Source organism: Candidatus Eisenbacteria bacterium (assembly GCA_035712145.1).
Lineage (GTDB): Bacteria > Eisenbacteria > RBG-16-71-46 > RBG-16-71-46 > RBG-16-71-46 > DASTBI01.
The window spans coordinates 1-23,217 of sequence record DASTBI010000186.1 but is presented as its reverse complement, the minus strand read 5'-3'; the positions used below and the strand labels follow the sequence as shown (position 1 = coordinate 23,217).

At 67.0% G+C, this 23,217-nt stretch carries 23 protein-coding genes and 4 tRNA genes; 1 reads left to right on the top strand and 26 read right to left on the bottom strand.

The features are described 5' to 3' along the window. The 26 genes from VFQ05_12855 to VFQ05_12730 all read right to left on the bottom strand — a co-directional run. The coding region (locus VFQ05_12855) for a GTP-binding protein (GenBank protein ID HET9327650.1) at positions 1-141 on the bottom strand (141 nt) is incomplete at its 3' end. Between the two features lie 196 nt (positions 142-337). Continuing rightward, a tRNA-Thr gene (locus VFQ05_12850) sits at positions 338-413 on the bottom strand. Between the two features lie 259 nt (positions 414-672). Then, positions 673-748 (bottom strand) — tRNA-Gly (locus tag VFQ05_12845). Between the two features lie 30 nt (positions 749-778). Further along, positions 779-864, bottom strand: a tRNA-Tyr gene (locus tag VFQ05_12840). Positions 865-911: 47 nt separating this feature from the next. Beyond that, positions 912-984: transfer RNA gene (locus VFQ05_12835), tRNA-Thr, on the bottom strand. A gap of 67 nt (positions 985-1,051) precedes the next feature. After that, a complete protein-coding gene (locus VFQ05_12830) occupies positions 1,052-1,465 on the bottom strand; it encodes a cytochrome c (protein HET9327649.1) in 414 nt (137 codons plus the stop codon). Between the two features lie 731 nt (positions 1,466-2,196). Next, positions 2,197-4,596, bottom strand: a complete 2,400-nt coding sequence (locus VFQ05_12825) for a sigma 54-interacting transcriptional regulator (protein ID HET9327648.1) — start codon at positions 4,594-4,596, stop codon at positions 2,197-2,199. 60 nt (positions 4,597-4,656) lie between these two features. Beyond that, the gene (locus VFQ05_12820) at positions 4,657-4,965 is read right to left on the bottom strand and encodes a hypothetical protein (GenBank protein ID HET9327647.1); all 309 of its coding nucleotides are present in this window, start codon (positions 4,963-4,965) and stop codon (positions 4,657-4,659) included. Positions 4,966-5,267: 302 nt separating this feature from the next. Further along, positions 5,268-6,665: a cysteine--tRNA ligase gene (gene cysS / locus VFQ05_12815; protein HET9327646.1), complete on the bottom strand. Its 1,398-nt coding sequence runs from the start codon at positions 6,663-6,665 to the stop codon at positions 5,268-5,270. A gap of 15 nt (positions 6,666-6,680) precedes the next feature. Further along, a complete protein-coding gene (locus VFQ05_12810; GenBank protein ID HET9327645.1) occupies positions 6,681-7,589 on the bottom strand; it encodes a mechanosensitive ion channel domain-containing protein in 909 nt (302 codons plus the stop codon). Positions 7,590-7,615: 26 nt separating this feature from the next. After that, on the bottom strand, positions 7,616-8,680 hold the full coding sequence (locus tag VFQ05_12805; protein HET9327644.1) for a M42 family metallopeptidase: 1,065 nt from the start codon (positions 8,678-8,680) through the stop codon (positions 7,616-7,618). A gap of 10 nt (positions 8,681-8,690) precedes the next feature. Further along, entirely contained in the window at positions 8,691-9,701 is a 1,011-nt protein-coding gene (locus VFQ05_12800; protein ID HET9327643.1) for a D-alanine--D-alanine ligase, read from the bottom strand. Between the two features lie 7 nt (positions 9,702-9,708). Beyond that, the gene (gene gltX, locus VFQ05_12795) at positions 9,709-11,163 is read right to left on the bottom strand and encodes a glutamate--tRNA ligase (GenBank protein ID HET9327642.1); all 1,455 of its coding nucleotides are present in this window, start codon (positions 11,161-11,163) and stop codon (positions 9,709-9,711) included. 83 nt (positions 11,164-11,246) lie between these two features. Then, positions 11,247-11,729 (bottom strand): 2-C-methyl-D-erythritol 2,4-cyclodiphosphate synthase, encoded by a 483-nt coding sequence (gene ispF, locus VFQ05_12790; GenBank protein ID HET9327641.1) that lies wholly within the window; start codon positions 11,727-11,729, stop codon positions 11,247-11,249. After that, on the bottom strand, positions 11,729-12,409 hold the full coding sequence (gene ispD / locus VFQ05_12785; protein HET9327640.1) for a 2-C-methyl-D-erythritol 4-phosphate cytidylyltransferase: 681 nt from the start codon (positions 12,407-12,409) through the stop codon (positions 11,729-11,731). Before ispD ends, ispF begins: the two co-directional genes overlap by 1 nt. Next, positions 12,406-13,845 (bottom strand): DNA repair protein RadA, encoded by a 1,440-nt coding sequence (gene radA, locus VFQ05_12780; GenBank protein HET9327639.1) that lies wholly within the window; start codon positions 13,843-13,845, stop codon positions 12,406-12,408. The genes ispD and radA overlap by 4 nt, the downstream gene beginning before the upstream one ends. Positions 13,846-13,860: 15 nt before the next feature. After that, positions 13,861-14,730: an MlaD family protein gene (locus VFQ05_12775; protein HET9327638.1), complete on the bottom strand. Its 870-nt coding sequence runs from the start codon at positions 14,728-14,730 to the stop codon at positions 13,861-13,863. Between the two features lie 35 nt (positions 14,731-14,765). Then, positions 14,766-15,509, bottom strand: coding sequence for an ABC transporter ATP-binding protein (locus tag VFQ05_12770; GenBank protein ID HET9327637.1), 744 nt, complete (start codon positions 15,507-15,509; stop codon positions 14,766-14,768). Next, positions 15,506-16,306, bottom strand: a complete 801-nt coding sequence (locus VFQ05_12765; protein ID HET9327636.1) for an ABC transporter permease — start codon at positions 16,304-16,306, stop codon at positions 15,506-15,508. Before VFQ05_12765 ends, VFQ05_12770 begins: the two co-directional genes overlap by 4 nt. 18 nt (positions 16,307-16,324) lie before the next feature. After that, positions 16,325-17,713: a replicative DNA helicase gene (gene dnaB / locus VFQ05_12760; protein ID HET9327635.1), complete on the bottom strand. Its 1,389-nt coding sequence runs from the start codon at positions 17,711-17,713 to the stop codon at positions 16,325-16,327. A 9-nt stretch (positions 17,714-17,722) separates the two neighbouring features. Then, positions 17,723-18,622, bottom strand: coding sequence for a uracil-DNA glycosylase (locus tag VFQ05_12755; protein HET9327634.1), 900 nt, complete (start codon positions 18,620-18,622; stop codon positions 17,723-17,725). Continuing rightward, entirely contained in the window at positions 18,619-19,890 is a 1,272-nt protein-coding gene (gene coaBC, locus VFQ05_12750) for a bifunctional phosphopantothenoylcysteine decarboxylase/phosphopantothenate--cysteine ligase CoaBC (GenBank protein HET9327633.1), read from the bottom strand. Before coaBC ends, VFQ05_12755 begins: the two co-directional genes overlap by 4 nt. A 9-nt stretch (positions 19,891-19,899) precedes the next feature. Further along, positions 19,900-20,100, bottom strand: a complete 201-nt coding sequence (locus tag VFQ05_12745; GenBank protein HET9327632.1) for a hypothetical protein — start codon at positions 20,098-20,100, stop codon at positions 19,900-19,902. Between the two features lie 53 nt (positions 20,101-20,153). Beyond that, the gene (gmk, locus tag VFQ05_12740) at positions 20,154-20,786 is read right to left on the bottom strand and encodes a guanylate kinase (protein ID HET9327631.1); all 633 of its coding nucleotides are present in this window, start codon (positions 20,784-20,786) and stop codon (positions 20,154-20,156) included. A 2-nt stretch (positions 20,787-20,788) separates the two neighbouring features. Further along, on the bottom strand, positions 20,789-21,667 hold the full coding sequence (locus VFQ05_12735; protein HET9327630.1) for a YicC/YloC family endoribonuclease: 879 nt from the start codon (positions 21,665-21,667) through the stop codon (positions 20,789-20,791). Positions 21,668-21,785: 118 nt separating this feature from the next. Continuing rightward, positions 21,786-22,151 (bottom strand): hypothetical protein, encoded by a 366-nt coding sequence (locus tag VFQ05_12730; protein HET9327629.1) that lies wholly within the window; start codon positions 22,149-22,151, stop codon positions 21,786-21,788. Positions 22,152-22,252: 101 nt separating this feature from the next. Between VFQ05_12730 and VFQ05_12725 the strand changes: the two genes are divergently transcribed. Further along, positions 22,253-23,217: NFACT RNA binding domain-containing protein (locus tag VFQ05_12725; GenBank protein ID HET9327628.1), on the top strand; the 965-nt coding region annotated here is incomplete at its 3' end.

Below are 23,217 nucleotides of genomic sequence, written 5' to 3'. Positions count from 1 at the left end.
GTCACGCACCTGGATCGTCGGATTGTTCTGCGCCAACACCATCGTGATCGCCGCCGTCAAGGTCGTCTTCCCGTGGTCCACGTGACCAATCGTCCCCACGTTCACGTGCGGCTTCGTCCGCTCGAACTTCTGCTTGGCCATCTCGAGACTCCTGTATGGGCGGCTGTCACTCGGCCGACTGCTCTCGCGCGCGGCCTTCGGGGCGGCGCGCTCTTCGTTTCAAACTCCCGGCGGCGGACCCAGCGTCGCCGGATGCTCCCTCATCGATTCCCGCGGCCGCCGTTCACAAGCTCCGACGTCCGCGGTCCACGTCCATCACGAGCGGCCCCGTGAAGTGTGGAGCCCACGAGCGGAATCGAACCGCTGACCTTTTGCTTACCATGCAAATGCTCTACCGACTGAGCTACGTGGGCGCGTTCGACGGACTTCTCTGGCAGCACCGCAGCTGGACATACGCAAGGGTGGAGTGCTGCAACTAACAACGCGGCTCAGCGTCCGACGCACGAAGACGCACCCCCCCAGGCCGACTTTCGGAGCGGGAAAGTCGTGCGGGAGGAATGCGAGCCCCGGAATCTAAGGACCGGTTCTCGGGGCTGTCAATGCAAAACTAGGCAAGTTTTCGTTTTGCGACGACTCGGCCAGGAGCCGCAGCCACTCTTTGAATCCTGAAATTGGAGCGGGAAACGGGATTCGAACCCGCGACCCTCAGCTTGGAAGGCTGACGCTCTAGCCACTGAGCTATTCCCGCACAAGCCATTGTCGTTGCTCATGATGATGATGGTGGAGGGGGGAGGATTCGAACCTCCGAAGGCTTAAGCCGACAGATTTACAGTCTGTTCCCTTTGGCCGCTCGGGAACCCCTCCACTGGGCAGCGGGCTCGCTCGGCGAGAACTGACCGGCGACCACGATGAGCTGGCGAAGGGACTCGAACCCCCAACCCTCTCATTACAAATGAGATGCTCTACCAATTGAGCTACGCCAGCGACCGCCAAACCCGCGGAAAGGTAGCAAGGGGTCCGGTGGTGTCAAGCTTCCGGGCCCCTTCCCAGCTTACTTGGCGAGGGTCCTCACGTACTTGAGGACGTCCTGCATCTCCTGCTCGGTGAGCACCGCCTTCCAGGCCGGCATCGCGCCCTTGCCGTTGTGGATCACGGCCAACAGCTGCTCGTCGGTCTGCGAATTCATGTAGCTGCCATCGGTGTGGTTCCGCGGCTTTGGATTCAAAGCCGCCGATGCCGGTCCATCACCCTTGCCTTCGGGTCCGTGGCAGAGAACGCAGCGCGCCTGGTAGACCTGTTTTCCGTGCGCGATGGGATCCGCTGCGACGGCGCCGGTGTCGGTCGCTGGTTGCGACGGGGGCGTGGTCGTCGTGGTGGTGGGGGAACTCGCTGCTTGATTGCCGCTCTCCTGGCCTCCACCACATCCCACGACGAGCGCGTACGTGAGCGCAGAGAGAGCCAGCATGTATGCAACCGGCGCGAGCGGCCGCGCCTTTCGAGGTGATGCAAAGGGAGCGTTCATGACCGCACCTTAGCACGCGACCCAAACCCCCTCAACCGTTGGGGGGCAAGCGAAAAGGCGACCTGGAGAAACGGATGTGTCGATCTTCCGTCTCTCCGGCCGCCTCTTCTCGAGAGAGCAGTGAATGACCGGGTTGTAGCTCCACTGTCCTCCCGACTTCGTTGACCGGGCGTATTCAGTTTTTTTGTGACGAACTTCAGCTGACGACTCACCAACTAGCTAGAACGACCTTTGTTTGCCTCTCACCCCACTTTCGGTGGGAAGTCACGGCGCCCTCTGGTCGCGGGATTCGAGCCCTACCCGCCTTCTGGCCGCCGCCTCTGCTGGGCAAATCGTTTTGCTCTGATGCACGGGTCGGGAGCTGTCTCGGAAACTGGACTCCCGACCCGCTTTCCCCGTATCCCCTGCTGTGTGCCTGAGCACTGTGCGTGCCAAATGCAATGGGTGGTGGCTCAAGCTCGCTGACACAGCCATAACTGCTTGAAATATTTGGCAAGTCGAGCCAGCGACGCGATTCCGGCGACGGGTGCGGTTCCGAGGCGGTCTGTCACCTCAGTCCACAGCCCAGACGGGACATTCACGGCAAAGTCGTTGGGCCGGTTGAATCTAGGTGAGGTAACAGTCGAGGAAACAGTCGTGGCGCAGGTAAACAGCCGTGGAGGCGAGAGCGGGAGCTACTCGAGGCTGATATTGAGTTTCTTGATGCGGGCGTAGAGGGTCTTGCGGCTCACGCCCAGCATCTTGGCGAGGCGGCTCTTGTTTCCGCCCACCTCTTCGAGCGCCATGAGGATGCGGCCGCGCTCGTCCACCGCCGAGTCCAGGGACGGCGCCATCGGGGTGGAGGCGCCACCCAGGAAGGGCAGCAGAGATTCCGAGTCCACGAGCGAAGTGCTGGCATGCAGAGCAGCCACACGCCGCATGACGTTCTCGAGCTCGCGCACGTTGCCGGGCCAGGCGTACGAACCGAGCACCGCTTCGGCGTCGCGTGACAGCTTCGGCCCCTCGAGGCCGGCGTAGAAGCTCAGGAAGTGGCGGGCCAGGGGAACGATGTCTTCCTGGCGATCCCGCAGCGCCGGCAGCGTGATCTCCACCTCGTTGAGCCGGAACAGCAGGTCGCGGCGGAAGCCGCCGCGCTCGACCGCATCGCGCAGCTCGCGGTTGGTGGCCGCCAGGACGCGAACGTCGGCGCGCTGCACCTGGGTCTCACCCAGGCGGAGGAACTCGCCGCTCTCGAGGAACCGCAGCAACGTGACCTGCACGTCGGAGGGCAGATCCCCGACTTCGTCCAGGAACAGCGTGCCGTTATTGGCGGCATGCACGAGCCCCAAACCCTCGGCATGAGCGCCGGTGAACGCGCCCTTGCGGTGGCCGAAGAGCTGAGAGAGCGCGAGATCGGCGCGCAGCGCTCCGCAGTTGATCGCCAGGAAGGGCCCCCGCGCTCGCGTCGAGAGCGTGTGAATGGTGCGCGCGATCAGCTCCTTTCCGGTTCCGGTCTCGCCGGTGATCAGCACCGACAGCTCGGTGGCGGCGGCGCGACGCGCCAGGGCCTCGGCGCGCTGCATGGGCAACGAGCAGGCCACGAGACCGGGGGCCCGGAGCCGGCGGCCAATCGGCGATGACGGACGCTCGGGTGGCCGCTGGTCGGTGAGGTAACGCTGCAGCTCGCTCTCCGCCTGATCGAGCCAGTGAGCGGTCGGAAGCTCGGAGAAAAGAGCACTCGCGCGGTACAGGTGGCGCCTGGCTTCTCGCGGATCCTGGGCGGCTCGCGACATCGACAGAAGCGTGCGCCCGAGCTCGTAGCGCTCGTGGCATTCGGCAAGAAGACTGGCGGCGATGGACCAGAGCTGAAGCGCGTCGGATTGCTGTCCCCGAGCCCAGGCGATGTCACCGTTCACACGATGCGCCACGGCGTGCTCCAGGCGATCATCGGTCAGGCGCGCCTGACGAGAAGCCCGGTCGCACGCGAGGCTGGCATCGTCGAGCCGGCCGAGTGCGCACAGAGCTTCGGCGCGTCGCCGTTCGAGCTCGACGACCAGGTCCCCTTCGGGAGCCACGCGCTCGGCCAGGACCAGCGCTTCGTCGTAGCGGCGAAGCGCAACTTCCGGCCGGCCACGGTCGTAGTCGAGCTCGCCCAGGAACTCCAGCGCCAGCACTTCCTCGCGGCGCGCATCGTGGGCGCGCGCGCGGTCGAGGGCGCCGAGAAGAGTCGTCTCGGCCTCGGTGAAGCGGCGCTTCAGTCGCGCGATGTTGCCGATGCCGATCGCGACGCGAGCCAGACCGAAGCTCTCGCCGATCTGCAGGTAGACGCGTTCGGACTGCTGGTAATAGTCGAGTGCGCGATCCCAGTCGCCTCGCTTCTGATACACGATGCCCAGGTTCAGCAGCGGGAGACCCGTATGGGTGAAGTGGCCGAGGCGGCGGAAGCACTCCAGCGCCCCGCGGAAGTGTCCGATCGCGGCATCCCACTCGCAAAGGTTCTTGTGGATGAGCCCGAGGTTGTTGCGGCAGCCCGCGCACATCTGCTCGTCGCCGAGACGCCGGTAGAGCACCAGCGCCTGCTCGTAGAAGTCTCGGGCGCGCATGAGGTCGCCCTCTCGATAGGCGACGCGTCCCAGCGCATTCAAGGCCAGGGCGGAGAGACCAACGTCCTGGGCCTTGTCGGCCAGAGCGAGCCCCTCCTCCGCCTGCTCGCGGCATTCATCGAACCGCGCCAGCTGGTTCAGAGCCTTAGCCGCCCTGAGATGCAGGAGCGCACGGACCGAGAGCGACTCGATCTCGTGCTCGTACGTCATGATTTCCCGGCAATGGGCCACCGCCGCCGCGTTGTCGCCCTGCGCGATGCGGCATTCGACCGCTTTGACTTCGAACGCCGCGCGCCGCGACGGCGACAGCGACGAAGCCTGGGGCAGCCCCAAGAGTCGTTGAATGGTCTCCAGGGCCGGCACGTAGCTGTCGGCCTGAAGGTAGATATCCGCAAGCATCTCGAGTTCGGGCACGGTCTCGCCCCCCACGGCCGGGGGGGTGGCCAACCGTTCCTCGAGATCCGCGATGCGACGAGGGTCGAAGCTCGGCACTCGCAGCTCTCCGTATGTTCCGGCGTACGCCAGGGTTCGGCGTACGCCGGATCCCCGAGTCTAGAAGCGCAGGTAGAAGCTGCGCAGACCCGACAACAGCGTCAGGTATCGCCTCAACAACCAGGTGTCCGAACCCAGAGGCCGGTTCACTTGGTACCTGCTGTCATTACCACCGGTGCCGCCGGAGCGCTGTCCGGGAGCCATTCTCGAACCGAAAGGACCATCCGGATCCCCTCCGGGGTCGCCACCTCCGTCATCACCGCCCGTGACTCCCCCTGGATTCGATTGCCAGTAGTAATCCGCTTTGGCGTTGATCGGGGTCGCCAGAGCGAACAACAGCAGTGAGAGGCTCAACCAGTTCTTCTTCATTCCGTGCATATCCAGAACTCTTCTCCCCCAGATAACTGCACTGCTTCGATCGGCGCTTGGGACGGTCGAGATCCTGAGCACCAGGAACATGCTCCAGACTCTGTCGTTGGGGATGAAGGGGCGGGGAAGAGTCCCCGACGACAGAGCTGTTGCCACCCGGGCCTGGATAGAGTCAAGACTGCCAAGGCCCTGGGGTCAACAGCTTTTTGCAATCCCTGGGCATCGAGCCCCAAGGGAATGACCGGCGCGGTCCGGCACTTCCGGGCACTCGAGCAGCGTCGGTGGGCAACGCTGCTTTCGAATCAGGACCGGCGCTTCAGCCGAGGTCCCGAGGAGCTGTCTTCCACCAGTACGCCCTTCTCCAGCAGGCGCCCGCGCAGCTCGTCCGCTTCCTTCCAGTTACGAGCTTTGCGCGCAGATTCACGGGCTTCGACGAGCTGGAGGACGTCCGGACTCCAGGTCTCCGCCGCCGGTGGCTTCCAGAAGAGCCCGAGGATCTGGCCGAGCGCGAAGAGCCGGCGTGCCGCGGCGCGCGCTTCCGAGTCGGCGCCTTCGTCGAACGCCCGGTTGACCTCCCGGGCGAAGTCGAACAGGTGGCCCAGGGCCTTGGCGCTGTTGAAGTCGTCGTCCATGGACTCCCGGAATAGGCGCTCCGCCTCCTCGTGGGCGTGCTTCAAGCCACCTCCGAGGTCCCCTGACCCTCCGGCGGTCGACCAGACCTCGGCACGCTCGAGCGGGCCGCGAAGACGCTGGTAGGCGACCCCGGCCTCCGCCAGGCGCTCCTCGCTGAACTCGATCGGGCTCCGGTAGTGAGTCGACAAGAGGTAGTAGCGCACGACCTCCGGGTCGTGGCGCGCGGCGATGTCCTCGGCGTAGAAGAGCAGCCCCGTGCTCTTCGACATCTTTTCGCCGGTCAGGTTCACCATGCCGTTCTCGGTCCAGAAGCTCGCCAGCGGTTTGCCATTGGCGCCTTCGGACTGGGCGATCTCGTTCTCGTGATGAGGAAAGATCAGGTCCTGGCCTCCGCCGTGAATGTCGAAGGTCTCACCCAGGTACTTCATGCTCATCGCCGAGCACTCGATGTGCCATCCCGGACGACCGCGCCCCCAAGGGCTGTCCCACGCGGGCTCGTCGGGCTTGGCGCCCTTCCACAGGACGAAGTCGAGCGGGTCGCGCTTGTGCTCGCCGACCTCGATGCGCGCACCCGCTCGCATGTCGTCCACGTTCCGGCCCGAGAGCTTTCCGTAGTCCGGCTTCTTGCGAACCTCGTAGTACACGTCGCCGCCGGCGGCGTAGGCCATGCCCCGGTCGAACAGCTTCTGGATCAGCGCGAGGATCTCGCCGATGTGACGCGTGGCCCGTGGATAGACCGTGGCTCGCAGAATGTTGTGGAGGTCCGCGTAGCGGAGATAGGCATCGATGTTGCGCTCGCTCACCGTGTCGAACTCCACGCCTTCCTTGTTGGCCTTCTCGATGATCTTGTCGTCGACGTCGGTGAAGTTGTAGACGTACGTGACTTCGAAACCCAGATGCTCGAAGTAGCGTCGCATCAGCTCGCCCGACAGCGACGCGCGGATGTGGCCCACATGCGGCTTGTCCTGGACCGTCATCCCGCACACGTACATGCCGACGCGGCCGGGCGTGATCGGCGTGAACTCCCGCTTCTCTCCAGTCAGCGTGTCGTAGATCCGCAATCCCATCGGCCTTCTCTCTCCCTACGAAGCTCGCGCGTCGGGTGAAATGCCCTGGCGCCGCACCTGTGCTGCGTCCGAAGGGCTGATCAGGATCTCGCGCTGCGCGGTCAGGCGCACTTCGCTTTCGGCCAGCGCGCCGTGCAGGCGCCGGCGCAGCTCACGCGCGGCTTCGTGCACGTCGGGTCCGGGCTCAGCGCGCACCACGAGCCGGATCAGCATCTCGGTCGGGCTCAAGGAGTCCACGCCCCACACCTGGACGTCGTCGAGAAGCTTGGCACGCCAGGCACCCTCCGCGCTCATCGCGGCAGCCACGCGCCGGCACACCTCGAGCGCGCGCTCCAGATCCTCGTCGTGGGCGATCGGCACATCGACCGCCAGGCGGTTCCAACCGCGGCTGCGATTGACCACGATCTTCATCTCGCCGTTCGGCACGAAGTGAAGGAAGCCGTTGAAGTCGCGCAGGGTTGCACAGCGCACGGTCAGCCCCTCGACGGTCGCCGCCTTGCCGTTGACCTCGATGAGGTCACCGACTCCGAACTGGTCCTCGGCGATGATGAAGATCCCCGCGATCACGTCCCTCACCAGTGACTGAGCCCCGAAGCCGAGCGCGACGCCGGCGATCCCGGCGGTCGCCAGCAGAGGACGCACGTCCCATCCAAGAACGCTGAGCCCGTACAGGACCACACCGCCGACCACCAACACCGTGATCAGGCTGCGGAAGATCTGCCCGATCGTCTTCGCGCGCTTCTTGGCCATCGCGCTTCCATGTCCGACGCGCTCGATCCAGCCCTCGCTGCGCCCCACGATGAGGAAGAGGACGCGCTGGACCAGGAAGCCGAAGACGATCGCGATCCCGAGGCGCAGCCCGATGTCCAGGAGCCTCTCGGTCTCTGGAATCAGCCGGGTGATCAGCATCCATGCGACGTTCATCCGCGGGCTCCCCGGGCTCCTGTCGTCTAACGGGTCAGACCGGCGACCGTCTTCGCGTCCAGACGCTTGATGATGGCGAGAAGCAGACGAACGGTGCTCTCGAAGTCTCTGCGATCGATGATGCTGACATGGCTGTGGATATAGCGGGCCGGCACTCCCATGGAAATGCTGGGCACGCCCTGCCCGTGCACATGGAAGCGTCCGGCGTCCGTACCGCCGCGCTCCACCGATTCGAACTGCAGCGACATGCGCAGCTTGCGGGCGGTGTCCGTCACCAGATCGAGCAGACCGCGGTTCGGGATCGAGGTGGCGTCGTAGACCACGACGAGCGGCCCCCCTCCGAGGCGCTCATCCCCCTCGGTGCCCGGCGTGTCGTGCGCGATGCCCACGTCGAGCGCAAAGGCGACGTCGGGCTGGACCTTGTAGACCGACGTCATGGCGCCGCGCAGCCCCACTTCCTCCTGAACCGTCGCGCCCGCGATCACCGTGTTGGGGTGGGACACGCCCGAAAGCCGGCGCGCGGTCTCGGCCGCGATCGCGCAGCCGATGCGGTTGTCCCACGCCTTGGCCAGCAACAGGTCGGGATTGGCCATGACCGTGAATGCCGAGTCGGGAATGATGGGATCGCCGGGCCGGATGTCGAGCTTCTTCTTCACGTCCCAATCGGCGGTCGCCCCCACGTCGATGAACAGGTCCTTGATCTCGAGGACCCGCTTGCGGTCCTCATCGCGCAGTTCGTGAGGCGGCTTGGAGCCCACCACGCCGATCACGTCACCCTTGCGGGTCTTGATGATCAGACGCTGGCCGAGCACGACGTGGCCCCACCATCCGCCGAGCGGCAGGAACTTCACGAAGCCTTCCTTGGTGATCGACTTGACCATGAACGCCACTTCGTCGAGATGTCCCATGAGCATGACCCGCGGAGCCGCGCTCGTGCCCTTCTTCTCGCACATGAAGCTGCCGAGCTTGTCGCGCGAGAATGGGCCGACACCCTTGAGGTGCTTCTCCATCACGGGCACCACGTCCCCCTCGAAACCAGGTGCTCCGTGCGCCTCGACGAGGTCCTTCAGGAATCCCAGCGTTCGGTCCATGGAGTCTCCGTCAGTGCTTGGACGCCGAGTGTAGGCGTCGCCGCGAGTCGGCGATCGCCAGATCGATCATGGCCTGCACCACCTGGTCGTAGCTCATCCCGATCGCCTTCGCCGCCATGGGCACGAGGCTCGTCGGGGTCATGCCAGGCACCGTGTTCACTTCGAGGCAGTAGGGAACTTCGCGCGCGTCGAGGCGGAAGTCCACGCGAGACACGCCGCGGCAGCCCAGCACGGCGGCAGCCCTCCGCCCGAGATCCTGGACCTTGGCCGCGATCGCTTCCGGCAGATCGGCGGGGCAGAAGTACTCGCTCCGGCCGGCCGTGTACTTCGACTCGTAATCGTACAGGCCGCTCTTGGGACGAATCTCGACGATCGGAAGCGCGCGCTCGCCGAGCATCGACACGGTCAGCTCGCGCCCTTCGATGAACTCCTCCACCAGGATCTCACCCAGATCGCCTGCGAGACGCAGCGCATCCTCGAGATCTCCTGCGCTCTCGACCACGGTGAGCCCGACGCTCGAGCCTTCTTCGTTCGGCTTCACCACCAGCGGAAATCCGCCGATCGACTCGGGTTCGAAAGACGCGGTCGTGGCATCGGGCGGAAGCAGCCGCCAGCGCGGCGTGGGGATTCCGTCATGCTCGAACAACCGCTTCGCCATCGCCTTGTTCATCGCCAGCGCGCTGGCCATCATGCCGGACCCGGTGTAGGGCTTGCCCGAAAGATCGAGCAGGGCCTGCAGCGTGCCGTTCTCACCCGCGGCGCCGTGGAGGGCGATCAGGATCACGTCGGCGCCCGCCAGCGTTTCCGGGCGCGACAGCGCGGCCTCGCCGTGGGGCTCGAGGGCCGAGGAGGGAAGCGCTCCGCGCTCTTCATCGCCGGCCGGCAGCAATCGTCCGTTGGCGGCGTCGATGGCCACCACCTCGTGTCCGAGATTGCGCACGGCTTGCGCGATCCCGCGGCCCGTGCGCAGCGAGATCTCGCGCTCCGAGGAACGGCCTCCCATCAATACGGCCACCTTCACGCCCACCTCACTTGGAAGTTCCTCCCGCGGCGCGAAGGCGCGCGAGGCTCAGATCGCGACCCAGGAGCTCGGCGACGACGGGAAGCTCCGGACCGTGCGTGCGCCCGGTGAGCGCGGCGCGCGGAGGCTGGAACAGCTCGCGACCCTTGATTCCGAGCGACCGACCGACTGTTTGAACCGCGGATTTAAACCTGTCTCCACTCCAGTCCGCAAGCGACTCGAGCTCGGCGCCCAGCGCCCGGCACAACGCGCGCGCGCCCTCGGTCTCCAGCACCGCACGCGCGTCGGCCTCGAGCTCGAGCGTTCCGTCGCCGAGGAATGGCCCCAGCTCCGCGGCGACGTCGGCGAGCGTCGTGAGGTTGCCGCGGATCGCGGCCAGCAGGGCCTCGAGCCGTGCCGGTTCGAGGTCGCGCGCCGCCTTCGGCAGGAACGGCCCCGCCCAGGCCCGCAGCTGCTCGCCGGTGGCGTGGTGGAGATAGTGCGCGTTCACCCAGCGAAGCTTGTCGGGATCGAAGACCGATCCGCTGCGGCCGACACGGCCAAGGTCGAAGGCCTCGAGCAGCTCGGCGCGTGACAGGATCTCGCGGTCGTCTCCGGGGTGGAAGCCGAGCAGCGCCAGATAGCTGAGCAGGGCCTCGGGCACGTATCCGGCCTGCCGCCAGTCGCCGACCGCCACCGCGGCTTCGCCGGTCCGCTTGCTCATCTTGGTGCGGTCCGCGTTGAGGATCAGCGGCACGTGCGCGAAGCGCGGCGGGTCGAGCCCGAACGCGCCGTAGAGCATGAGCTGCCGCACCGTATTGGGCAGATGCTCCTCGGCGCGGATCACATGACTGATCCGCATGGAGGCATCGTCCACGACGCACGCGAAATTGTACGTCGGCAGCCCGCTCGATCGCAGCAGCACGAAATCCCCCACCATGCCGGACGGGAAGCGCACCTCTTCGCGCACCAGGTCATGGAGGACCCAATCGCGGGCCGCGACCGCGAAGCGCACGCTTTCCGAGCGCCCCTCGGCGCGCGCGCGATCGCGCTCGGCGATGGCCATGGTGCGGCAACGGCCGTCGTATTGCGGCGGCCGGCCGGCGGCGAGCGCCGCCGCCCGGCGCGCCTCCAGCTCGGCGTCGGTGCAGAAGCAGGGGTACGCGGCGCCTTGTGCGATCAGCCGCTCGACCCACTCCCGATAGATCGCGAGCCGCTCGCTCTGCCGGTAAGGACCGAAGGCGCCTCCGCGGTCGGGCCCCTCGTCCCAGTCGAGACCGAGCCAGCCGAGATCCTCGAGCACGCCGCGCTCGCTGGCTTCGCTCGAGCGCTCGACATCGGTGTCCTCGATCCGCAGCACCAGCGCCCCATGGTGGCGGCGCGCGAACAGCCAATTGAAGTACGCGGTGCGCGCTCCGCCGACATGGAGCCATCCCGTGGGACTGGGGGCGAAGCGAACACGGACGTCAGAAGGGCCGGACATGAGCCGGGGAGGCTAGCAGAATCGGCGGCGGCCTCGCTCCGGACGCTGTTCTTGTCTCGCAGGGTCTGGATGTCGCCGCGAGGCTAGTCTTCGAGCTCGATGAGCACCGCGGCCCAGGCAGCGATGCCTTCGCTGCGGCCAAGCGCATCGAGCGCCTCGTTGGTCGTGGCTTTCACCGACACCTGGTCCGCGCCGATCTGCAGCGCGGTGGCGATGTTCCGGCACATCTCGACGATCTTCGGCGCGAGCTTCGGCTCCTGAGCCACCACGGTCGAGTCGACGTTGACCACGCGCGCGCCCGCGCCGTGCAGCATGGCGCGGATCAGCCCGAGCAGATGGATGCTCGAAGCATCCTTCCAGCGCGGATCGGTGGGTGGGAAATGCCGTCCGAGATCTCCGAGGCCTGCCGCGCCGAGCACGGCGTCGCCGATCGCATGGCAGAGGACGTCGGCATCGCTGTGTCCGGCGAGGCCCCAGTCGATGTCGAAGGACACGCCGCCCAGTATCAGCTTGCGGTCCTTCGCCACCGCATGAATGTCGTAGCCGATCCCGACTCGGAGACCCATCAGGTCCTCGCGGGAGCTCGTGTGAGCCACGCCTCGGCGAGCTCCAGGTCCCGTGGCGTGGTGATCTTGAAGTTGAGTGGGTCTCCCTCGGTGAGGTGGACCCGCTTGCCGAGCGCCTCGACCAGCATCGCGTCGTCGGTGGCGTTCTTCGGCGCCGAGCGGTGCGCCTCTTCCAGCCATGCGCGTCGGAAGACCTGGGGCGTCTGGGCGCACCAGAGGGAGGCTCGCGGCACGGTGTCTTCCACGACGTCAAGACTGCCACGTTTCAGCGTATCCGCCAGTCGAATCGCCGCGATCGCGGCGCCGTGCTCGAGCCCGTCGGCAATCACCCGCTCCAGGAGCGGCGGCTCGACCAGCGCCCGTGCGGCATCGTGGACCAGCACGTGATCGGCGCCTTCCGGCAAGGCCAGAAGGCCACGGGCCACCGATTCCTGCCGTTCCCGGCCTCCTTCGACCCAGCCGGTGACCTTCCACGAGGCCTGCCCGGCGGCCGCCATCATTTCCTTCAGGTGCTTGACCGGGCCGACGACCACGATCGCGGTGATCGCCGAGCAGCGCTCGAGCGCCGAAAGGCTCCAGGTGAAGAGCGGTCGCCCGGCGAGCGATGCCAGCGACTTCGGGACCGGCATGCCGAGCCGTTCGCCACGACCGCCGCAGAGGAGCAGCGCCGCGACGCTCACGCGCGCGCCGTCTCCGGTGCCTCGGCCGGCGGCCCGCTCCGTGAGGGCTCGGCCGGCGCGTCGAGCAGGCGGTCGAATGCCTCGCGCAAGGTCTCGAGGGCCAGGACTTCGATCGAGAGGCCCTCGCCGTCCTCGGCCTGCACCGCCGGCACGCCGGCACGCACGAATCCCAGCCGAGCGGCCTCCCGCAGCCGGAGATCGAGGCGCCGCACGCGGCGCACGCCTCCCGAGAGGCTCACCTCGCCGATCGCCAGCGTGCGCGGCTTGAGCGGCCGGTTCTTGAACGAGGAAGCGACCGCCAGAGCGACGCCGAGATCGGTTCCCGGCTCCTCGAGCGTGATGCCTCCGGTGACGGACACGAAGACGTCGTGCCGGCCGATCTTGAGACCGACACGGCGCTCGAGCACGGCGAGCAGCACCGCGAGCCGCCGCGCGTCGAAGCCGCTCGTCACGCGCTGCGGCGTGCCGTAGAACGAGCTGGAGACCAGAGCCTGAACTTCGACCAGCAGCGGGCGCGTCCCCTCGAGGCTCGCCACCACCGCGGTGCCGGCCTGCGACTCGCGCGCTTCCGAGAGGAACGCGGCGCTGGGATTCGCGACCTCGCGCAGGCCACCTTCCTCCATCGCGAACACGCCCAGCTCCTGAGTCGATCCGAAGCGGTTCTTGGCGGCGCGCAGGATGCGCGCGTCGTGGTAGCGCTCGCCTTCCAGATAGAGCACCGCGTCGACCATGTGCTCGAGCACACGCGGACCAGCCACAGCGCCTTCCTTGGTCACGTGACCGATCAGGAAGACCACGGTGCGGGTCGCCTTGGCGAACTGGAGCAAGGCGAGGCCACACTCCCTCACTTGAGTGACCGATCCCGGCCCGCCTTCGAGGTCGGAGCGGGAGAGCGTCTGGATCGAGTCCGCCACCAGCACGTCGGGTCGCATCGCGCTCGCGGCGTCGATCACGGCTTCGAGGTCGGTCTCGCACAGGATGAAGAGACTTTCGGGGGTCGCGCCGAGCCGCTGGGCACGCATACGGACCTGCTCCTCGCTCTCCTCGCCCGCGACGTAGAGCACCTTGCGCTCTCTGCCTGACAACGCGCGCGCCACCTGGAGCACGAGCGTGCTCTTGCCGATCCCCGGGTCTCCACCGACCAGGATCAGCGATCCTGGGACGAGACCGCCCCCCAGCACGCGGTCGAGCTCGGGAATGCCCGTGATGTCACGCGGCGTCTCGGCGACTTCGACGCTGGCGAGCGCGCGCGGCGCCGGCGGCTCGCCGCCCGCGGGAGTCCAGCGACGCCTGCGTCCCGAAGCCGCGCCCGTCCCGGCCGAAGGCGCCTCGCTGGCGGTGTTCCATGCCTGGCAGGACGGACAGCGGCCGAACCAGCGCGGCTCCTCGTGGCCGCAGGTGCCGCAGAAGAAGGCTGCCCGGTTTTTCTTCGCCACGCGCGACCCCCTCACCTAGAAGATCTCGACCTTCAGATACTTCTTCGGGTTGGCCTTGATGTCCTCGACCAGCAATTTGAAGGACTGGATGGAGGAATTGAGGTCCGCGTAGAGCTTCTCGTCGTTGACCAGCTTGCCGAGCGTGCCCTGTCCGCGCTCCACCTTGGTGCTCACGGACTGGATGGTGGAGCGCAGCGAGTCCAGGCGATTGGAGAGCCGGTTCATGTTCTCCGCGGTCTGCGAGAAGTTGTCGATCGCGCGGCGGAGCTCGGCCTCGCGGCCGGTGGTCAGCCCGCGCGCGGTCCGCGCGGTCGACGAGAAATCGGCGAATGTCTGCCGGAGCGCCGCCCGATTCTCGGCCACGGTCATTCTCAGCTCTTCGCTGGTCTGGCGGAAGTTGCGGAGCGCGCCGGACAAATCCCCGTTCTCGTCCATGACGCCCACGAGGTTGTTGAGCCGCTCGGCGATCGTCGATACCGACGAGGTGGTGTTGCCGAGATCCGCCATGACCTCGGCCAGGCCCATCTCGTAGATGCCCTGGATGGTGTCACGCGGCGAGTAGGGCGCGCCGGTGCTCTTGAGGTCCACGGCGATCACCCGCTCCCCCATCATGCCGACGCTGCGGATCGCCACGCGCGAGTCGTTCGTGAGAACGACGTCCTTGTCGAGCGCCAGGTCGACCATGACCCGGTCGCCCACCAGCTCCATCGTGTGCACGGCGCCCTTCCGAATCCCGTTCACCTGGACTTCATCGCTCTTCCCGAGCCCACCCGTCTCGGGGAACGTGACGTGCCAGATCCGGGACTTGTTGCCGAAGCCGTATTCCTTGAGCCACACCACGCCGACGATCAGAACGGCGAGCGCACCCAGCACCGTGATACCCACCTGAATCTCCGTCCTTCGACTCACCCGGCCCCCCGTCAGACCTCCATCGGACCTTCGCTCGAGCCCTCGATGAACTGCCTCACCAAAGGGTTCTTCGTCACCTTCGTCTCGTCCGGCGTTCCCTGAAAGACCACCTTGCCATCGTGCAGCATCGCGATCTGGTCGCCGATCTTGTAGGCGCTGGCCAGATCGTGCGTGACCGCGACCGACGTCACGCGCATGCGGCGCTGCATCGCTCTGATCAGCTGGTCGATGACGTCGGCGGTGATCGGGTCGAGACCGGTCGTCGGCTCATCGTACAGGATGAACTGGGGATCCATGGCGATCGCCCGGGCCAGGCCCACACGCTTGCGCATGCCGCCCGACAGATCCGAAGGCCGCTGCTTCTCGCTGCCGGCCAGCCCCACCCAGTCCAGACGCTGCGCCACGCGCTCGCGGATCTTGTCTTCGGGCATCACGCGATGCTCCCGCAAGGCGAGCCCGACGTTGTCACCGACGTTCAGGGAGTCGAAGAGCGCGGCGCCCTGGAAGAGCATGCCGAAGCGCTTGCGCACTTCGTTGACCTCGGCCTCCTTCATCGTCGCGATGTCGTCGCCGTCGATCTCGATCGACCCCTGGTCGGGCTTCATGAGACCGACGATGTGCTTGAGGAGCACGCTCTTTCCCGTGCCGCTCCGGCCGATGATCACCCAGGTCTCGCCGGTGGGGATCTCCAGATCGAGCCCGCTCAGCACCTGCTTCTTGCCGAGGCGCTTGGACAACCCGCGGATCCGGATCATGAGGCGAAGATCACTTGGAACAGGACGTGGGCGAGCAGGTAGTCGGTGACCAGCACCAGCACGCACGAGGCGACGACGGCGTGCGTGGTGGCCTTGCCCACGCCCTCGGCGCCGCCTTCGGTGGCGAAGCCGTGGTAGCAGCCCATCGTGCCGATGATTCCGCCGAACACCATGGCCTTGAGCAGCCCGGACACGAGGTCCTTGATGAAGAAGTACTGCTTGATGCCGGTGACGTAGGTGTCGGGCGTGACGCCGATCGCCGTGATCGCCACCAGGAAGCCGCCGAACACGGCGATGGCGTTGGCGTAGATCGTGACCACCGGGAGCATGACGATGGAAGCGGCCAGGCGCGGCACGACCAGGTAGCGGATCGGGTTGATCGCCATGGCGCGCAGCGCGTCGATCTGCTCGGTGACCTTCATGGTGCCGAGCTCGGCCGCGATCGAGGCCCCCACGCGGCCGCCGACGACGAGCGCGGTGAGCACGGGCCCGAGCTCGATGATGACCGAGCGCACGATCACGGCGCCGATGAACTTGAGCGGCACGACGCTCGAGAACTGATAGGCGGCCTGCACCGCGGCCACTCCTCCGGTGAAGAGACTGACGATGGTGACCAGCCACATCGAGCCCACGCCGATCGTGCCCATCTGGTCGACGATGAGCCGGAACGAGCGCAGCGCCGGGACGAACGCGCGCATCGCCTCGCCGAGCATGAACGTGATGCGTCCGACCTCGGCGAACCAGTCGCCGACGCGCCGGACCGCGTAGCGGGCGGCGCGGACTTCGATCTCGTTCATGACCGGGATCGGAGCCCCCTAGAAGGCGGGCTCGCCCTCCTCCATCGTGATGGGGCTGTAGGGGAGGAATTTGGTGCACTCGCGCAGGAACGTGAGCGTGACGTCGCCGGTCGGGCCGTTGCGCTGCTTGGCCACGATCAGCGTGGCCTTGCCCTTCAGCTCGGGATCGTCCGGCTTGTAGTACTCCTCGCGGAAGACGAACACCACCACGTCCGAGTCCTGTTCCACCGACCCCGACTCACGAAGATCCGAGAGCATCGGACGTCGGTCCGTGCCGCGCTGCTCCGGCGCGCGCGAGAGCTGCGAGAGCGCGATGATCGGAACGTTCAGCTCTTTCGCCAGCGCCTTCAGTCCCCGGGTGATCTGCGAGACTTCCTGCACCCGATTCTCGACCCGTCCGGAGCCGCGAATCAGCTGCAGGTAGTCGACCACCACGAGTCCGAGCTTGCCCTCCGACATCAGTCGCCGGCATTTGGCGCGGATCTCGAACACGGTCAGCGAGGCCGAGTCGTCGATCATGATCGGCGCCTGCGTGAGCAGCCCCGCGCCGGTGGTGAGCCGCGGCCAGTCCTCCTGGCCGAGATAGCCATTGCGGATCTTGTGGAGCGGAACCTCGCTCTGCGAGCCGAGCATGCGCAGCACGAGCTGCTCCTTGCTCATCTCGAGCGAGAACACGGCCACCGGAACCTTGTGGTGGATCGACGCGTTCTCCGCCACGTTGATCGCCAGCGACGTCTTCCCCATCGAAGGCCGGCCCGCGATGATCACCAGGTCGCCGGGCTGGAACCCCGAGGTCATGCGGTCGAGGTCGTCGTACCCCGAAGGCACGCCGGTGACCAGGGTCTTCCTCTCGTAGAGCGACTGGATCTGCTCGAACGCCGGCTTGAGCAGCTCCTTGAGCGACACCAGCCCCTGGCGCACGCGACGGTCGGTGATGGCGAAGATGCGCTGCTCGGCGCGATCGAGGATCGTTCCAGGCTCGTCGCTGTCCGCGAAACACTCCTGCTGGATCTCGCCCGCCGATCGGATGAGCGAGCGCAGCAGCCACTTGGCATTGACGATCCGCGCGTGCTCTTCGAGGTTGGCGCTGGTGGTGGCGTACTCGAGCACTTGCGCGAGCGCCGGCTGCCCGCCGATGGCTTCCAGGTCGCCGCGCTTGCGGAGCTCCTCGGCCACCGTGATGAGGTCGGCGCGTTCGTTGCGGTTGTAGAGCGCGATCACCGACTCGAAGATCTTCTGGTGGGCCACGCGATAGAAGGCGGGCGGCTCGATGAGCTCGAGCGCGCGGCCGATCGATTCGAAGTCCAGCATCATCGCCGCCAGCACCGACCGCTCGGCCTCGAGCGACTGCGGCGGCATCGGACCTTCGACGACGGGCGTTGCCGGCCGTGTCAGGGTGTCGGACATGGTGCGCTCCTAATCGGACAGGTACTCGCGAGCCAGCAGCTGCATGTCCTCCCACACCGGCCGCTTGTAGGCGGGATTCCTCAGACAGGCGGCAGGGTGATAGGTGACGAGCAGCTTGGCGCCCTGGTACCGATAGACTTTGCCACGCAGCCCGCCGATTGTCCCCTTCACGCCGACCAGCAGCTCGGCGGCGAACTTGCCGAGGCAGCAGATGAGGCGCGGCCGCAAGGCCTGGAGCTGCCGCCGCAGATAGGGGGCGCAGCTCTCGATCTCGTGCGGCAGAGGGTTGCGATTCTCGGGCGGACGGCATTTGAGCACGTTGCAGATGAACACCGTTTCGCGCGTCAGGGGGACGCCCGGGATCAGCTTCGCGTCATCCATGGCCTTGATGATCCGCGTCAGCAGCTCGCCGGCCCGGCCGACGAACGGCTCGCCGCGCCGGTCTTCGTCCGCACCGGGTGCCTCCCCCACGAACACGATCCCGCTCCGCGCCGAGCCGACGCCGGGAACGGCCTGGGTGCGGGTCTCGCACAAGCCACAGAGAGTGCAGGCCCGCACTTCGGTGGCAATTGCCTCCAGGAACGCTCCGGAATCGCGCTCGATCTCGGCCCGCTCCGCGACGCCGCCAGGATCCAGCTCGTCGAAGGGGTTGTCGGCGACGGCCGTTCTCAAGCCTTGGGGCTCGCGCACGGGCGGCACGGGTACGGACGGCACGTGTGCGGACGGCACGTGTGCGGACGGCACGGGTGCGGAAGGCTCGGGATCCGCCGACTCTTCTTTCGCGCGCAGCGTGGACGTCGCGATGAGATCGCCGAGACCGGCCGCGGCTTCGCGATCGAGCCAGCGCCGGGCGGCGGCCACGAGCTCCGCGGCTTCCTGACGCGGATCGTCCGGCGCTCGCGACGTCATGCGTGCCGCCTCGCGCGCCGCCGCTTCGGGCGGCTCGGGTTGCTCACGGCACGCAGCTCGAGCACACGGTCCAGCACCGCTTCGGCGACCTCTCGCTTGGATTGCCTGGGCAGCGAGCGCTGGCTTCGCGCCTCCACCAGCGTGACGCGGTTGGTCTCCCCTCCGAGACCCTCCTTGGGATGGTTGAGGACCATGAGATCGACTCCCTTCGCCCTGAGCTTACGACGCGCGCGCGCCACCCCGGGCGCGGTTTCCAGCGCGAAGCCCACCAGCACCTGGCCGGGCCGCCGCCGCGCGCCGAGCCCCCCGAGAATGTCGGGGTTCGGCATGAGCTCGAGGCTCAACGCGCGCGCGCCGCGCTCGATCTTCGCGGCCCGGGCCTTGGCGGGACGATAGTCGGCCACGGCCGCCGCCATGACGATCACGTCCGCGCCGGAGGCGTGTCGGGACATCGCCTTCTCCATCTCCTGCGCGGTGGTGACCGAGACCACTTCGACCCCTGTGGGCGGCTCGACGCTCATCGCTCCGGCGACCAGCACCACCTCGGCGCCGCGATCGCGTGCCGCTTGGGCCAGCGCGATCCCCATCTTTCCGCTCGATCGGTTGCTGAGAACCCGCACGGGATCCAGCGGCTCTTCCGAGCGCCCTGCCCCCACCAGGACTCGCAGGCCTTCGAGGCTGGCTCGGCGGAGCGAGGCGATCCGGATCGCCTCGGCGATCGATTCGAGGCTTGCCAGCCGGCCTGGACCTTCGAGTCCCGAAGCCAGCGATCCACTTTCGGGTCCCACGACCCAAGCGCCACGTCCGCGGAGGGCGGCGAGGTTCTTCTGCGTGGCGGGATGACGCCACATCTCGACGTCCATCGCTGGGCAGATGATCAGCGGGGCGCGCGAGGCCAGCGCCACGGCGGTCAAAGCGTCAGGCGCCTCGCCGTGCACGAGGCGCGCCATCAGATCGGCGGTGGCGGGGGCGATGACGATGAGATCGGCGGCCTCGGCCAGATCGACGTGCTCGACGCGACCGCGCACCCGGCTGGCGCCGCGAGGAGGCAGATCGAACGACGTGCGCTGGCTGCCCCACAGTCCTCGCACCACGGGGTTCCCCGACAAGGTCTCGAAGGTGAGCGGCGTGACGAACTCGGTGGCAGCCTGCGTCATGACCACCACGACCGAAGCGCCTTCCTGCTTGAGCCAGCGAACCAGCTCGCACGCTTTGTAGGCGGCGATGCCTCCGGAGACGCCGACCACGACCGTGCGTCCGCGGAGCATCGCGCTCACCTACTGAATGGATTCGTCGTAGAAGCTCGGAACTTCGCCCCGGATGGTGCGCTCGAGCGCGAGCGCCGTCACCTTGCCGGTGATGGTCTCTCCGCTGCGGCGCGTCCAGTCGTTGAGCCGCCGCGCTTCTCGCGCGGCGACGATCGCCAGCTCGTACTTGCTGGTGCCGGGAGGCGGGATCAACGATGCCAGCTTGGTCATGCGATTTCTCCTGTAGGGCAGATACTCATGATGACTCAGTAATACTCAAAGAATTACTCGCTCAGGCGTCCGACGCGCGAACGCTCGACATCGACGATGGCGACGAGCCGCTCGACCGCCGGCTCGAGATCGTCGTTCGATACGACGTAGTCGTATTCCTTCCACTGGGCCAGCTCGCGGGTCGCGTTCCCGAGCCGGCGTTCGATGACCTCGGACGAATCGGTGCCTCGCTGGCCGAGCCGCTCGCGCAACGTGTCGAGCGACGGAGGCCAGATGAACACCGAGACCGCGCCCCCCTGTGCCCTGCGAAGCGACGCCCCTCCCTGAACATCGACCTCCAGCACCACGACGCGGCCTTGACGGAGATGCTCCTCCACGAACGCGCGCGGCGTGCCGTAGAGGTGACCATGCACCTCGGCCCATTCCAGGAAGAGGCCCGCGGCGCGCCGGCTCTCGAACTCCTCGCGAGTGACGAAGTAGTATTGCACGTCGTCGGTCTCGTGCGGGCGTATGGGACGAGTGGTCGTGGACACCGACAGGATGCATTCGGGCCGGGCGGCGAGAAGACGCTCGACCAGCGTTCCCTTCCCGACACCCGAAGGCCCCGAGATCACGAGCAGGAACCCCGCCGGGCGGTTGAACCGCGGCAGAGGGAACACGCCGCGAGCCGATTCCGCAGTCCCCACGCTCACTCCACGTTCTGCACCTGCTCCCGCAGGCGCTCCAGCTCTTCCTTGATCACGATCACCGCCCGGGCCATCTCGACGTCATTGGCCTTCGAGCCGATGGTGTTGGCTTCGCGATTCATCTCCTGCAGCAGGAAGTTGAGCTTCCGGCCGGCGAGCTCGGGCCCTTCGATCAGCGATCGGTACTGGTCGATGTGCGCCGAGAGGCGCACGCACTCTTCGGTGCAGTCCAGACGATCGGCCATCATGGCCACCTCCTGGGCGATCCGCAGCGGGTCCATCTCGACGTCCGCCAGCAGCGGCTTGAGGCGCGTCATCAGGCGGTCCTTCGCCTCCTGCGGACGTAGCGGCGCGCGCTCGGCGATCCGGTCGAGCTCGGCGCGGATCAGGTCGAGACGCTTGGCGAAGTCACGGGCCAGCGCCTCGCCTTCGCGGCCTTTCATGCTGCTCATGTTGTCGCAGGCCCGATTCACCACTTGGTCGAGGAGGCCCCAGGTCTCCTCATCGGAGAGCGCGGTGTGCTCCCAGGTGAACACATCCGGGAGTCCCGCCAGGGTGCGCAGATCGAGCCCCGAGTCGATGTGATAGCGCTCGCGGAGCCGTCCGAGGAGCTGCACGTACTGGTCGGCGACCGCGTCGTTGACCTTCAGCGTCTCGCCGGTCTCCCCCACGCCGCTCCAGGTGATCGTCAGGTTGATCTTGCCGCGGGCGAACCGCTCCTGAACCAGCTGCCGGATCTGGTCCTCGAAGGGGCTCACGAGCTTCGGCGCCCGGATCGAGACCTCGCAGAAGCGATGGTTGACCGAGCGGACCTCGGCCGAGAGACGCTGTCCGTCGCGCTCGATCTCGCCGGACCCGTAACCGGTCATGCTGCGAATCAATCCCCGAACCCCCTCTCGAAGAGGGTGCAGGTTAAAGGTTGGGGCGGAAATACGTCAAAGATGTCTGTAAGAACTGGCTTTCCGGGGGCGATGCTTTCTCCACGGCTTGTTCGGCCGCCTAGCCCTCGGAGCCTGGCTTCTTGAACAGGTCTTCGAGCTTCTTGCGCGCGTCCTCGGACTGGGTGGGACGGCTCGATCCCCCGAAAAGGCCTTCGAGCTTCGCACGGGCGTCATCGCGGCGGCGTGAGCTCGGCGCGGCCTGCCAGGGCGCCGCCGAGATCGAAAAATACTCACAAAAATTGCGCCGTTCCTTCTCGACCACGGGATCGGCCATGGTTTCGCGGCAGGCATTGTTGAGCGCGGGGTCATAGTGGCGACACTGGATACAGGCGCGGATGTCCTTCCCGCAGTTCCCGCACTCGGCGTCGCGCGGAATCGGCTCACCAATCGTGACTGCGGTGCCGCAGTGTCGACAGACGGGCATTCGCCTCTCCTTCGCGGCGAGCGTGCGCTGCTTCTGTGTCCCGGGTCAAGCCTGGTCCTATCGTTTGCGCGGCCTTGTTCACATCTTCTAGCGTGCGGGTCATGAGCGAACTCGCGTCGTCTCTCGATCGTCGCGCCGCGCTCTCCCGCGCGCTCAAGCGTTACCACGCCCGGCTGTCCCGCAAAGTGGCGGCGCTCCGAGAAGACCTGGCCGAGGCGCGCCGCGCCAGCGAGTTCCGGACGTTTGGCGAAACGCTGCTCGCCTACCTGCGTCAGGTCCCGGCGCGCGCGAGTCACGTGACCTTGCCGGACCCGGCGAATCCCGGACGCAATCTCGAGATCCCTCTCGACCCGGCGGTTGCGCCGCAGGCCAACGCCGCGCGCTACTTCAAGCGCGCCGCCAAGGCCGAGCGCGGGCTCAAAGAAGTGCCGCCGCGGCTGGCGGCCGTCGAAGCGGAGGTGCACGGACTTGCGGTCTTATTGGAGCGCGCACGCGCTCTCGAAGAAGGCGGACAGGACACCGCGGTTTCCGATGACCCGGCCCTCGACCGCGATCTGGAATCGGCCCTGGCTCGAGTGCCGGCGAGCGTCGCGCGGACGTTGGGGGTGATGCCGGCCCGTTCTCCAGGTCCAACCGGTGCCCCGCGCGCGGCTCGCGCTCGCGAAGAGATCCCGGCACGGCTCCAGCCGCGGCGGCTCAAGACCAAGGAAGGCTGGGACGTCCTGATCGGCCGCAGCAACGAAGGCAACGATTATGTGACGCATCAGCTCGCGCGCCCCGAGGACTACTGGTTTCACGTGCATGGCGCGGCGGGGTCGCACGTCGTGTTGCGACGCGGTAAAGGCAAGAACGAGCCTTCGAAGAAGACGCTCGAAGAAGTCTCGGCGTGGGCGGCGTTCTATTCGCAGGCGCGCACGGCAGGCAAGGTGCCGGTGATCGTGACTCGCAAGAAGTACGTACGGAAGCCGCGCAAGGGGCCGCCGGGATTGGCGCTCTGCACCAACGAGAAGACGGTGATGGTGCGGCCGGTGGAACCGGCGCGCGACGCGCTGGCGGATCTGGCGGA